Source organism: Rhizobium oryzihabitans (assembly GCF_010669145.1).
GTDB lineage: Bacteria > Pseudomonadota > Alphaproteobacteria > Rhizobiales > Rhizobiaceae > Agrobacterium > Agrobacterium oryzihabitans.
Genome location: NZ_CP048632.1, coordinates 2,043,551 through 2,055,351 on the forward strand (window position 1 = coordinate 2,043,551; position 11,801 = coordinate 2,055,351).

Annotated in this window: 13 protein-coding genes and 1 pseudogene; 7 read left to right on the forward strand and 7 right to left on the reverse strand. The window is 58.1% G+C overall.

Annotation, left to right across the window (positions count from 1 at the left end):
- Positions 1-5: 5 nt before the first annotated feature.
- The 5 genes and pseudogenes from exbB to G3A56_RS10720 form a co-directional block, all read right to left on the reverse strand.
- Complete coding sequence (gene exbB, locus G3A56_RS10700; protein ID WP_164056371.1) at positions 6-1,181, reverse strand: tonB-system energizer ExbB; 1,176 nt, start codon at positions 1,179-1,181, stop codon at positions 6-8.
- 193 nt (positions 1,182-1,374) lie between these two features.
- Positions 1,375-2,112, reverse strand: a complete 738-nt coding sequence (gene hutC, locus G3A56_RS10705) for a histidine utilization transcriptional repressor HutC (RefSeq protein ID WP_003493148.1) — start codon at positions 2,110-2,112, stop codon at positions 1,375-1,377.
- A 35-nt stretch (positions 2,113-2,147) separates the two neighbouring features.
- Positions 2,148-2,932: pseudogene (locus G3A56_RS10710) on the reverse strand (ABC transporter ATP-binding protein).
- A complete protein-coding gene (locus tag G3A56_RS10715) occupies positions 2,932-3,705 on the reverse strand; it encodes an ABC transporter permease (protein ID WP_082183433.1) in 774 nt (257 codons plus the stop codon). Before G3A56_RS10715 ends, G3A56_RS10710 begins: the two are co-directional and overlap by 1 nt.
- Positions 3,706-3,848: 143 nt before the next feature.
- Positions 3,849-4,790, reverse strand: a complete 942-nt coding sequence (locus tag G3A56_RS10720) for an ABC transporter substrate-binding protein (RefSeq protein ID WP_082183431.1) — start codon at positions 4,788-4,790, stop codon at positions 3,849-3,851.
- Between the two features lie 205 nt (positions 4,791-4,995).
- On the opposite strand from G3A56_RS10720, the gene G3A56_RS10725 reads away from it, so the two are divergent.
- Positions 4,996-5,703, forward strand: a complete 708-nt coding sequence (locus tag G3A56_RS10725; protein WP_082183430.1) for a YoaK family protein — start codon at positions 4,996-4,998, stop codon at positions 5,701-5,703.
- A gap of 27 nt (positions 5,704-5,730) precedes the next feature.
- Here G3A56_RS10725 and G3A56_RS10730 read toward each other — a convergent pair whose 3' ends face one another.
- Entirely contained in the window at positions 5,731-6,249 is a 519-nt protein-coding gene (locus G3A56_RS10730) for a hypothetical protein (protein ID WP_003493138.1), read from the reverse strand.
- A 76-nt stretch (positions 6,250-6,325) separates the two neighbouring features.
- Here G3A56_RS10730 and G3A56_RS10735 point away from each other — a divergent pair, with 76 nt between their 5' ends.
- Complete coding sequence (locus tag G3A56_RS10735) at positions 6,326-6,964, forward strand: trimeric intracellular cation channel family protein (protein ID WP_003493136.1); 639 nt, start codon at positions 6,326-6,328, stop codon at positions 6,962-6,964.
- An 86-nt stretch (positions 6,965-7,050) separates the two neighbouring features.
- On the opposite strand, the gene irrA is transcribed toward G3A56_RS10735, so the two are convergent.
- Entirely contained in the window at positions 7,051-7,470 is a 420-nt protein-coding gene (irrA, locus tag G3A56_RS10740) for an iron response transcriptional regulator IrrA (protein ID WP_003493135.1), read from the reverse strand.
- A gap of 317 nt (positions 7,471-7,787) precedes the next feature.
- Between irrA and fabA the strand changes: the two genes are divergently transcribed.
- The 5 genes from fabA to G3A56_RS10765 all read left to right on the forward strand — a co-directional run bounded on the left by fabA (position 7,788) and on the right by G3A56_RS10765 (position 11,794).
- Complete coding sequence (gene fabA / locus G3A56_RS10745; RefSeq protein WP_035241402.1) at positions 7,788-8,303, forward strand: 3-hydroxyacyl-[acyl-carrier-protein] dehydratase FabA; 516 nt, start codon at positions 7,788-7,790, stop codon at positions 8,301-8,303.
- Between the two features lie 76 nt (positions 8,304-8,379).
- Entirely contained in the window at positions 8,380-9,603 is a 1,224-nt protein-coding gene (gene fabB / locus G3A56_RS10750; protein ID WP_003493128.1) for a beta-ketoacyl-ACP synthase I, read from the forward strand.
- A 6-nt stretch (positions 9,604-9,609) separates the two neighbouring features.
- Positions 9,610-10,416, forward strand: coding sequence for an enoyl-ACP reductase FabI (gene fabI, locus G3A56_RS10755; protein WP_003493126.1), 807 nt, complete (start codon positions 9,610-9,612; stop codon positions 10,414-10,416).
- A 191-nt stretch (positions 10,417-10,607) separates the two neighbouring features.
- On the forward strand, positions 10,608-11,204 hold the full coding sequence (locus G3A56_RS10760; protein WP_082183429.1) for a TadE/TadG family type IV pilus assembly protein: 597 nt from the start codon (positions 10,608-10,610) through the stop codon (positions 11,202-11,204).
- On the forward strand, positions 11,201-11,794 hold the full coding sequence (locus G3A56_RS10765; protein WP_409528208.1) for a TadE/TadG family type IV pilus assembly protein: 594 nt from the start codon (positions 11,201-11,203) through the stop codon (positions 11,792-11,794). Before G3A56_RS10760 ends, G3A56_RS10765 begins: the two co-directional genes overlap by 4 nt.
- Positions 11,795-11,801: the final 7 nt, after the last annotated feature.

An 11,801-nucleotide genomic window follows, 5' to 3' on the forward strand; every position in this document is an offset into this window, starting at 1 on the left:
ACCGATCACCGTCCGACGAGTGACACTGCGGGCTTGCTGGTGCTGCCCGGCGGAATGCGGCGGAAATCGAGATCGCGGCTGACGAGGCGTTCCACGCCTGCAGCTGCGTCCGCCAGCAGATGGCGGTAGCCGGTAATGGAGCGGGCAAAGACGTTGTAGATCACCACCGCCGGAATAGCGGCAACGAGACCGATGGCGGTGGCAAGCAGCGCTTCGGCAATGCCGGGAGCCACGACGGCGAGGTTGGTGGTCTGCGATTCCGAAATGCTGATAAAGGAGTTCATGATGCCCCAGACGGTACCAAACAGGCCGACGAAGGGAGCGGTGGAACCGATGGTCGCCAGAACACCCGTTCCGCGCGACATGCGGCGACCTGCATGGGTCTCGATGCGCGACAGGGCCGAAGACACACGCTCCTTTATGCCGCCACCGTCCGTGTGTTCGATCACCGCATCGGAAAGCTGCATTTCGTGGGTTGCCATACGCAGCATCAAGGCTACCGGTCCGCCCTTTTTCTCGACAGCCTCGGTCGCCTCGTTCAGGGTTTTTGCCCGGCGGATGACCTTGAGCGTCGCACCGGCGCGCACGCGCGCACCGGCAAGTTCGATCGATTTCGCAACCCAGACCGTCCAAGTGACGAGCGATGCGAAGGCGAGACCGATCATCACACCCTTTACGACCCAGTCTGCCGCCATGAACATGCCCCAGGGGGACAGGTTGTGCGGAATGTCCGCACGATGTTCGGCACTAGCAGGCTCGGTGCTTACGGGTTCAATCGGGGTGGAGACTTCGTTCGGCGCGGCCGTAGTGTTCGTTGGCGCGGGCTGTTCAATCTGTGTCGGCTGCGGCGCAACACCTTCAGCCGCCGGCGCGGGGTTACCTGCGGCAGGCGCAGACTGGGCCGGGGCGGGCTGCGCGGCGGCCGGTTGTTCCGGTGCGGCAGCGGAAGGTGGTGCCGGCTGGATCGCCGGGGCGCTCGGCGTCGCCGGGGCTTCCGCCGGCTGCTGCGCGGGCTGAACCGTTTCCGTTGCGGGGGCTGACTGGGTGTCAGATGCCGACTGAGCAAAAACCGCTCCGGCACTCAAGCCGGCCAGCAAGGCGGCCGTCATGGCAAGTGAGATATGCCGTGTTTTGTTTGCCTTGGTGAAGGACGCGGAAGAAGTTGAGGTCACAGCTGACATAATTTTTATCCCGGATTTCCGTCGATGAACTCACCCGCAGATTGACCGGTTTTACGAAAACCGGGGCCCTAACGGATACCGTCGTGAAAGCTTGACGTTCCGATAATAAACCTGAGTTCTTTTGACAACTATTATATTGTCAAAAGACGACCCGTAAACTCTTCTTTACAAAAAATTGACCGGCCTAAGGCCTTTAACTGGTCTGCGAAGGCGAAAATTGCGCCACCAGGGCGTGGCGGTCGCCGGGATAGGTCACGCGGACACGGGTGACATAGTCCGTTCCATGCCAGGTCCGGCGGTCAATGACCAGACACGCCGCACCGGAAGTTATCCCCAGCGCCGCCGCATTTTTGCGGTCGGCGGAAACGGCGCTGATGCGGTGTTCGGCGGCACTCCAGGGCACCATTTTCAGCAGCCACGTTCCCGGCCCGATCTGCGAAAAATCCGTAAATTCCGCATCGGGAACAGAGGTGACATTAATGATGCGTTCCTCAAGGCAAAAAGGAACACCGCCGGCAAAATGCGTGCAGGTAAGTTCCAGAACCCGGGCACCGGCGGCAAGCGCCATGGCCGCGCCGTCTTTTTCACCCGCGGGGCGCAGGCGTCGCTTGTCGAGACGGTAGCTGTAAACCAGGCCGAGCGCCTGCACTTCCCGTTCGATGTCGTGGATTTCCAGCACGGCCGATTGCGCATGGGGCTGGCGAACGAAGGTGCCGAGACGGCGGCGTCGTTCAATCAGGCCACGCTGCACCAATTCGCTGAGAGCCTTGTTCACCGTCATGCGCGAGCAGGCATATTGCCGGGTCATCTCGTGTTCGAAGGGAATACGATACCCCGGCGGCCACTCACCCGACATGATGTGGCGCTCGACATCATTGCGGATGCGTTCGTGCAGCGATTTTTCCTGAAGATCGGCGCCTGTGCTCCTCATCCCGATGCTTCCATCCTCCCGTTTCGCTGGATCAACTATCCATGGGCAGCGGCGGCAATCGCCTCACTGCGGATTTCCTCCGTCAGCTTGGCGCGCAGCTCAGAAAATTCCGGGCTGGCCTTGACCGTGTAGTGGCGCGGATGCGGCAGGTCGACCGGTGTGATCGACTTGATGCGCCCCGGCCTTGCGGACATGGTCACCACGCGCGACGCCATGAACACCGCCTCCTCGATGTCATGGGTGACGAAAATGACCGTCTTCTGCTCCCGCTCCCATATTCCCAGCAGCAATTCCTGCATCAGCCCGCGCGTCTGGTTGTCGAGAGCGCCGAAAGGCTCGTCGAGCAGCAGGATTTTCGGGCCGTTCGCCAGGGCGCGGGCAATCGCCGTTCTCTGCTGCATACCGCCCGACAGTTGTTTCGGCCAATGGTTCTCGAAGCCCCGCAGGCCGACCTTGTCGATATAGCTATCGACGATCTCCCACTTCTCCTTCTCGGCCACGCCGCGTTCGCGCAGGCCGAAGGCGACGTTTTCGCGGATCGTCAGCCAGGGAAACAGCGTGTAGGACTGGAACACCATGCCGCGATCCGCCCCGGTCCCGTAACCGCACTGCCGGATAGCAGGACCTCGCCCGTCGTCGGGCGATCAAGACCGGCGATAATGCGCAGCAGGGTCGATTTTCCGCATCCCGAAGGGCCGAGAATGGTCACGAAATCATTGCGGGGGATATCCAGATCAGTCGGCTGCAAGGCCAGTGTCGGCTGCCCGCCCTGTACACCCGGAAAGGTGCGGCTGACGCCCTTGATAACGAGTTCGCTCATCAGGCAAGCCTCCAGGAGAAAAGCTTCCGGTTCAGCGATTTGAACGCGAAGTCAGAAATAAGTCCGATAACACCGATGACGATGATGCCGAAGATGATCTGCCCGGTCGCCATCAGCGCCTGGCTGTTGATGATCATATAGCCAATGCCTGAGGAAGCGCCGATCAGCTCCGCAACGATGACGTAGGTCCAGGCCCAGCCGAGGACGAGACGGAGGATTTCAGCAATATCGGGTGCATTGGCGGGAATGAGAACGCGGCGCACCACGCCCCGGTCCTTCGCGCCCAGCGTATAGGCCGCCTCCACCAGATCGCGTCTTGTCCCCGCAACCGCCACGGCTACCATCAGAATGATCTGGAAAACCGCGCCAATGAAGATCACCAGCAATTTCTGCATCTCGCCAATGCCGGCCCATAGAATGAGCAGCGGCACGAAGGCGGAAGCCGGAAGATAGCGCGCAAAAGATACGAAGGGCTCAAGCAGCGCCTCGACAGGCTTGTAAGCCCCCATGGCGATGCCGACCGGCACGGCAACGAGCGATGCCAGCACGAAGCCGCCCACCACGCGCCAGATCGTCATGCCTATATCGCCGGCAAATCCCTGATCGGTCAGCAGATAGATGCCGTCCTTGAGCATGGTGATGGGGTCGGCCAGAAAGGTTGGCGATACGAAACCGCCCAGCGTGGCAAAACCCCAGGCGGAGAAAAAAAGCACGAAGAACAGAATGCCGAGAAAAATCCTCGTGCTGTTCTTTATGGGTTGAAGAGGTTGCATCCTGTCGCCTGTCTGGAGAACCGGCGCGGCACTTCTGACGCCGCGCCATCAAAGCGCCGTGCGTCGTCCATGACGCACAAGACGCTGTAACGCTTCTGACCGGCCGCAATATCCCCGAAGGAAAATGCAGCCGCCTGCTTCTGCTACTTGATGAAGGAGGTGTCCGCGAGTGTCGAAAGATCGGGCTTCGCCTTTATCACGCCGATTTCCAGAAGCAGATCAGCCGATTTTTCGGAGAATGTCTTGAATTCGCCCTCGAAGAATTTCTGGTTGGCGGCCTTGTCCTGCCATTCCAGGAATTTTGCCGAGGCTGCGAATGCCTCTCCTGCCTGCTTCACATCCGCTCCCATCGTCTCATAGGACTTTTCGGGGTCGGACTTGATGAGGTCGAGAGCCTGGAAATAGCTGTCCGCCAAGGCTTTCGCCGCCTGCGGATTGTCCTTCAGGAAATCCGGTGTGCAGCCGAACGTATCCATGACGGCGGGATAATCTAGCGTCGTGGCGAGGATTTTTCCCTTGTCTGGCGCGGCGCGCACGGTGGACAGATAGGGCTCATAGGTCATGGCCGCATCGTTCTGGCCGGCGACAAATGCTTGCGCGGCCGGTCCCGGCTCAAGGTTGACGACCTTGACGTCCTTCAGGGTGAGGCCGTTTTCCTTGAGTATCCAGGCAAGGAAGAAATAGGGGGACGTGCCCGGTGCAGAAGCGGCAACCGTCTTGCCCCTGAGGTCCGCGACCTTTGAAACGTCACTGCGCACCGCAATGCCGTCGGCACCGTGCGACTTGTCCATCTGGAAAATCTGGGTGGATTTCACACCATTGGCATTCCACGCGATCCAGGTTTCGACCGTGGTGGCGGCACACTGGATATCACCGGAAGCAAGCGCCAGATGCCGGCTTGCCTGCGGAATTTTCTTGATATCGACCTTCAGGCCATTTTTTTCGAAAATGCCCGCCTGCTTGGCAAGTGTCAGCGGCGCAAAGCCGGTCCAGCCGGACATGCCGATGGTTACAGATGTTTCTGCATAGGCGGAAGCGGATGAAGCAAGCGCTGCGATTGTGGCGAGAACCCACGTTTTTTTCATGATCGGAACCCCTTTTGATTTATTTTTGTGCGACATTTTTTATCGCTTTATTTGAGGCATCGTAGGCAGGGATTTTCTATTTGTCTAGACAAAATGGAATGGCTGGTAACGCATCGGGAAAGATTGCAAACGGGCCTTCCGGCATTCTAGACATAGGATAGCACGGCCCGGCGCATCGGCCGATGTTTTTCATATCGAGCTTTTCATGACCAGACAAAGACGTCGAAACATCATCAGGGCAAGGCGCACCGGAACCGGCATTGCGCTCGTCGCCGCCATTTCCTTCATTGCCGGGATGACGGATGCGGTGGGTCTTTATATTTCCGGAGATTTCGTCTCCTTCATGACCGGCAACACCACCCGCGCCGCCGTATCGATGGAGGCGGGCATCTATTCCCATGCGCTAAAACTGCTTTTCGCAATCGTTGCCTTCGTGGCGGGCAATGCCGGGGGCATTGTGGTCGCACACAAATTCGACCGGCGCATCTTTGCCGTTCTCACGGGCGTGGGGGCGCTGATGGCAATTGCAGCACTGTTGCGGAACGAGGCAGGTCTCGCGCAGTTTTATCTCGTCGTTTTTGCCATGGGCATGGTCAATGCCGCGGTCGAGCATATTGAGGGGCTACCGATCGGCCTTACCTATGTGACCGGTGCTCTTTCCCGCTTCGGCCGCGGCATCGGCCGCTTTCTCCTGGGCGAGCGGAGCCTCGATTGGGGTATTCAAATCGTACCGTGGCTTGGCATGATATGCGGGGCGATCTGCGGCGCGGTGCTCGGTGCCACACTCCAGTCGGATGCCCTGTGGGTGGTGGCGGCAACGGTTTTTGCCGTCGCCATTGCCACCCTCGTCATTCCGCGTTCGCTACGCCATCGCTACAATCAGAGGGTCAAAATCAGGCGTATCGTGCCGTGACCGCCCTTGCCGTCACAGGCTGCGCCGTTACTTGCGCGAAATGGTGACGAACTTCGTGCCGCGCACCCTGACCGTCATCAGGCAGGGTTCCTTGTCGGTGCGCTCGCAATAACGCGGGTGCATCTTCAGTACAAAGACCATGTTGCCGAAACGCTTGATGAAATCGTAGCCATATATCCGGGCCGTCGCGATCATCAGATATCCGCCCTCTTTCACCTGGACGTAAAAATTATAAGGGCAACCTTCCTCATCGCAGCTGCGGCCCTTTTCGCCGTCGCAATCCAGAACACCATGATTGACGACAGCATCCATCAGGCCGTCATTGTTGATATCCAGCCTGGTGACGAAATCATCGCCGAAGGCCGCTACCTTGCACTCGTTGCGGAAATGATCCTTTTCATAGATCTCGGGATCGTTCACCAGTTGCTGCTGTGCTGACAGCGCCGCCGGAAACATCAAGAGGACCAGCGCCTGAAGAGCGACAACGATAGCGATTCGCACGGCATTTTCCTTTGCATCCGTTTCGGTTATGGATGTTGCGATCATCCGGGCGGCCAGCCTAGAGTTTAGTGCTTGCGCGACACTGACGCGCCTGCATTCAGTTTTCCGGGGGAACCTTTTCATGACACTGCTGGGTTTTCTCGATTATGCCGGCGTCGCCGTCTTTGCCGCGACCGGCGCACTGGCAGCTTCACGCAAGCAGCTTGATTTGATCGGCTTCCTGTTTTTCGCGGCAGCGACCGGCATCGGTGGCGGCACGGTGCGCGATCTCGTGCTGGGCAGGGCGCCGGTGTTCTGGGTGGTGAACCCCACTTATATTCTCGTCTGCGTATCGGTCGCGGTTCTGCTCTTCTTCACCGCACATCTTTTCGAATCCCGCTATCGGGTGCTGATCTGGCTCGATGCCATTGGCCTTTCCGCGTATTGCGTCATGGGAGCGGCGAAGGGCCTCGCCGCCAGCGGCTCCGCAACCGTCGCCATCGTCACCGGCGTTCTCACGGCGACGTTCGGCGGTGTACTGCGCGATATTCTCGCCGGCGAACCATCCGTGCTGCTGCGCCCTGAAGTCTATATCACCTGCGCCCTTTTGGGCTCTTCCATCTTCATCGGAACCTATTTCCTCGGTGCGCCGCTTTATGTCGCATCAGGTATTGGCGTGCTGACAGCTTTTGGCGTCCGCTCGGGCGCACTGATCTTCGGATGGACTTTTCCACCCTACAAGGCCAAGCCCGGCAGACGGCCGGAAGATATATTGAAGTGATGTGTCGATAGATGAGCGCAAGGGCGCCTGAAAACAGAAATGGCGCCTGCAGGCGCCATTTTCATATCCAGTATCAGACGAAAGCGTCAGCCGCGTTTGCGGCGAAGGCGGATGACAACGTCCACATGGGCGATTTCCATGCCCTCGGGCGCCTCGGGCAAATTGCCGATCTGGAGATTGTTGACGGGAATATCGAGAACCTCGTTCTCTCCCTCAACGAAGAAGTGATGGTGATCGGACACATTGGTGTCAAAATAGGTGCGGGCACCCTCCACGGCGAGAACGCGGATGAGACCGGCCTCGGTGAACTGATGCAGCGTATTGTAAACCGTTGCCAGAGAAACCGGCACGCCAGCGGTAACCGCCTCATCATGCAGCTCTTCAACCGTCAGGTGGCGATCGCCCTTTGCGAAGAGGAGATCGCCCAGCGCCACGCGCTGGCGCGTGGGGCGCAGCCCCGAGCGCCGCAGCCTCGTTCCGATATCCAGTGTGGCGTCAAATGCCATGCAATCCCATTCCAAGTACAGGGGTGAAACTTGCCAATTGCATTAGCATATATCTTTTGCAGCGAATGCTTTCAATAGTTTCAGCGCCGTCCAGTGCTGCAAATGGCCGCAAACCGGCCATTCCTGCAAATTTCCTCTGGTTCCTGCCGGATGGTTCCTGTATGCGGACGGCATATTGAGGTAATGACTTCTGCAAAGAAGGTTCGAAGACAAAGATATGGGGGCTGAGCGGCCTCTGCCCTTGCAGCGCTTCATTTTGAACCTAACTTGCTCTAGTGAAGTCAATCAACACCAGTAATTGGGGAAGTGAAAGCGGTATGGCAACGAGGCAATCAAGTTACAATTATGAGGAGATCCTTTCCTGCGGTCGCGGCGAATTGTTCGGCCCGGGAAATGCCCAGCTTCCATTGCCCCCCATGCTCATGGTTCACCGCATCACCGAAATTTCCGAAACCGGCGGCGCGTTCGACAAGGGTTTCATCCGCGCCGAATATGATGTGAGCCCCGACGACTGGTATTTCCCCTGCCACTTCCAGGGCAACCCGATCATGCCGGGTTGCCTCGGCCTTGACGGCATGTGGCAGCTGACCGGCTTCTTCCTCGGCTGGCTGGGTGAAGAAGGCCGCGGCATGGCGCTGTCGACCGGCGAAGTCAAATTCAAGGGCATGGTCCGCCCGAATACCAAGCTCCTCCAGTACGGCATTGACTTCAAGCGCGTGATGCGCGGTCGTCTCGTGCTTGGAACCGCCGACGGATGGCTGAAGGCGGATGGAGAAACCATTTATCAGGCGACTGACCTTCGTGTCGGGCTATCGAAGGAAAAGGCCGCCTGAAGCAGACGGAATAAGTCCTGGCAAAAGCCGGGCGGCTTCGGTCGTCCAGCCGAAATCTTAAGAAAAGGTCCCTTTCATGAGACGAGTTGTTGTCACCGGCCTCGGTATTGTTTCTTCCATCGGCGGTGATGCCGCTGAAGTCACCGCATCGTTGCGCGATGCCAAATCCGGCATTTCATTTTCGCCGGATTTCGCCGAACACGGTTTCAAATGCCAGGTCTGGGGCAAACCGTCTCTCGACCCGACAGAACTGGTCGACCGCCGCGCCATGCGCTTCCTGTCGCAGGGCGGCGCCTGGAACCATGTCGCGATGAAGCAGGCGATCGCCGATTCCGGTCTGGAAGAAAGCGACATCAGCGGCAATGAGCGCACCGGCATCATCATGGGCTCTGGTGGTCCCTCCACCCGCACCATCGTTGAAGCCGCCGATATCACGCTGAAGAACAACAGCCCGAAGCGCATCGGACCCTTCGCCGTACCAAAGGCCATGTCCTCGACCGCCTCGGCCACGCTTGCGACCTGGTTCAAGATCCACGGCGTCAACTATTCCATCTCGTCGGCCTGCTCGACCTCGGCGCATTGCATCGGCAACGCCGCTGAAATGATCCAGTGGGGCAAGCAGGACGTGATGTTCGCAGGCGGCCATGAGGATCTGGACTGGTCGATGTCCAACCTCTTCGACGCCATGGGCGCGATGTCGTCCAAATACAACGAAACACCCGGCGTTGCCTCGCGCGCCTATGACGTCAACCGCGACGGTTTCGTGATCGCCGGCGGTGCGGGCGTTCTGGTTCTCGAGGAACTGGAACATGCAAAGGCGCGTGGTGCGAAGATTTACGCAGAGATCGTCGGCTACGGCGCGACCTCGGACGGTTACGACATGGTCGCTCCTTCCGGCGAGGGCGCAATCCGCTGCATGCGTCAGGCCCTTTCCACCGTCAAGGGCGATATCGACTACATCAATACCCACGGCACCTCGACGCCGGTTGGTGACAGCAAGGAAATCGGCGCGATCCGGGAAGTCTTCGGCGACAAGATCCCGCATATCCAGTCGACCAAGTCGCTCACCGGCCATTCGCTCGGTGCTGCCGGCGTTCAGGAATCGATCTACGGCCTGCTGATGATGCAGGAACGCTTCATCGGCGAAAGCGCGCATATTTCCGAGCTTGACCCGGAATTTGCAGGCGTTCCGATTGTTCGCAGCCGCATCGACAACGCCAAGATCGACACCATCCTTTCCAATTCCTTCGGCTTCGGCGGCACCAACGCCACGCTCGTCTTCCAGCGTCATAACGGATAATTGCCCATGAACGGCATCATGCAGGGTAAACGCGGCCTCATCATGGGCGTCGCAAACAATCACTCGATCGCCTGGGGCATCTCCAAGGCGCTCGCAGCACAGGGCGCGGAACTCGCCTTCACCTATCAGGGAGAGGCACTCGGCAAGCGCGTGAAACCGCTCGCCGCGGAACTCGGGTCCGATTTCATCGTGCCTTGCGATGTCGAGGATATTGCCTCGGTAGACGCGCTGTTTGCGACGATCCGGGAAAAGTGGGGCTCGCTCGATTTCGTTGTTCACGCCATCGGCTTTTCCGACAAGAACGAGTTGAAAGGTTTCTACGCCGATACCACCCGCGAGAATTTCAGCCGCACCATGGTCATCTCCTGTTTCTCGTTCACGGAAATCGCCAAGCGCGCCGCTGAACTGATGACAAATGGCGGATCAATGCTGACGCTGACCTATAATGGTTCGCAGCGGGTCATTCCGAACTATAACGTCATGGGTGTCGCCAAGGCGGCACTTGAGGCGTCCGTTCGCTACCTCGCCGCCGACTACGGTCCACGCGACATCCGCGTCAACGCCATCTCGGCCGGCCCGGTCCGCACACTGGCAGGTGCAGGCATCTCGGATGCGCGTGCGATCTACGCCTGGAACCAGAAAAATGCGCCGCTACGGCGGACGGCAGATATCGACGATATCGGCGGATCCGCGCTTTACCTGCTGTCGGGCATGTCACGCGGCGTTACGGGCGAATGCCATTATGTGGATTGCGGCTACAACATCACCTCGACGCCCACCCTTGAGGTTCTGTCGAAAGCGGACGCTGAATAAGCCGCCATTTATCCCTGTTCAATAAAGGCCCGGCAATATGTCGGGCCTTTTGCATTTATAGACTGTGCCACTTTTGTGAATCACTAAAGTATAAAATATCGAGGTAACTGAATGTAAATACCGGCTGGTTATGGTCCGCAACAAATTCAACGGTTGCGCCTGGCGCATATTCTAGAGATCGAAACAACCACATGCGACTGGCCAGACTGAAGCCATTGCTGGAAAAATTCGGCGTCTCGCGAGACGGGACAGCGGCCATCGAATTCGCGATCCTCGCGATTCCCTATTTCCTCGTCGTTTTTGCGATCATCGAGACCTTCCTCGCCATGATGGCGGAACAGGTCGTCGCCAATGCCACGGAGAATATGGCGCGGCGTCTGCGCACTGGGCAGATCAGCAGTTCGATCTCAAAAGAGGATTTTCGCAAGAGTTTCTGCAATGAAGTTTCGGTGATGATCACCTGCTCGGCAGATGAGATCAAACAGGAACAGAAGCTCTATATCGACCTTCGCTCCTTTACCGCCTTCAAGGATATTCCAACGACGATACCCTTGAGACCTGCCGGCGAATATTACGTTCTCGACACATCACAATTTGGTTTCAAGCCGGGCGGCCCGGAGACGATCAACATGCTGCGTGTCTATTATCGCTGGCGCGTTACTGCCGATATCATCCGGCCGTATCTCACCAAAGTACGTCCGGCTGACGGATCGATGCCCTCGCATTTCCTCATTGTCGCGACCGATGCTTTCATGAACGAGAAATACACCACAAGCGGGGGCTCATAATGGCAGGGTTGTTGGTCGCCGTCATGAACGGCAAACTGCGTCTCATCGCGCTCATTGCACGCTTCGCAAAAGATCGCCGCGGCGTTGGCGCGGTAGAATTCGCAATCCTTTTCCCGATATTGCTCGCGCTTTATGTGACGTCTTTCGAACTTACGATCGGCTACAATACTTTTAAGCGATCAACGAGCGCCGCCGCCACGATCAACGACCTGATCTCGAAAACGGGCTCCGTCGACAAGGCCTATCTCAAAAACATGCAGAACGTCGCGGCAGCTGTCTTTGCGCCTTACAGCACGAAAGGTCTGCAACTGACAATCAGCGGTATCACGATCGACAAGCAGAAACAGGCTAAAATCGCCTGGTCATGGAATGAGAAAGATCAGAGGCCTTATGCCGTTGGATCGTCAGTGGCGGTTCCGACACGCTTGCTGGTAGCGGAAAGTTTTCTCATTCATGTCGAGCTTTCCATCCCGCATGAATTGCTGATGTTCATGACGGACCTCTCCTCCACTGGTGTTAAGTCGATCACGATCGGGCGCGACTATTTCTTCAAGCAACGCGACGCGGAAACCACCTGCTCCAATTGCTGAGCTTTCT

Bases quoted from the DNA above. Each gene is read 5' to 3' on its own strand.
- G3A56_RS10715 (WP_082183433.1), bottom strand. From the start codon at position 3,705: ATGCAACCTCTTCAACCCATAAAGAACAGCACGAGGATTTTTCTCGGC.
- G3A56_RS10730 (WP_003493138.1), bottom strand. From the start codon at position 6,249: ATGATCGCAACATCCATAACCGAAACGGATGCAAAGGAAAATGCCGTG.
- G3A56_RS10720 (WP_082183431.1), bottom strand. From the start codon at position 4,790: ATGAAAAAAACGTGGGTTCTCGCCACAATCGCAGCGCTTGCTTCATCC.
- fabI (WP_003493126.1), top strand. From the start codon at position 9,610: ATGAACGGCATCATGCAGGGTAAACGCGGCCTCATCATGGGCGTCGCA.
- exbB (WP_164056371.1), bottom strand. From the start codon at position 1,181: ATGTCAGCTGTGACCTCAACTTCTTCCGCGTCCTTCACCAAGGCAAAC.
- fabB (WP_003493128.1), top strand. From the start codon at position 8,380: ATGAGACGAGTTGTTGTCACCGGCCTCGGTATTGTTTCTTCCATCGGC.
- hutC (WP_003493148.1), bottom strand. From the start codon at position 2,112: ATGAGGAGCACAGGCGCCGATCTTCAGGAAAAATCGCTGCACGAACGC.
- G3A56_RS10760 (WP_082183429.1), top strand. From the start codon at position 10,608: ATGCGACTGGCCAGACTGAAGCCATTGCTGGAAAAATTCGGCGTCTCG.
- irrA (WP_003493135.1), bottom strand. From the start codon at position 7,470: ATGGCATTTGACGCCACACTGGATATCGGAACGAGGCTGCGGCGCTCG.
- G3A56_RS10735 (WP_003493136.1), top strand. From the start codon at position 6,326: ATGACACTGCTGGGTTTTCTCGATTATGCCGGCGTCGCCGTCTTTGCC.
- fabA (WP_035241402.1), top strand. From the start codon at position 7,788: ATGGCAACGAGGCAATCAAGTTACAATTATGAGGAGATCCTTTCCTGC.
- G3A56_RS10725 (WP_082183430.1), top strand. From the start codon at position 4,996: ATGACCAGACAAAGACGTCGAAACATCATCAGGGCAAGGCGCACCGGA.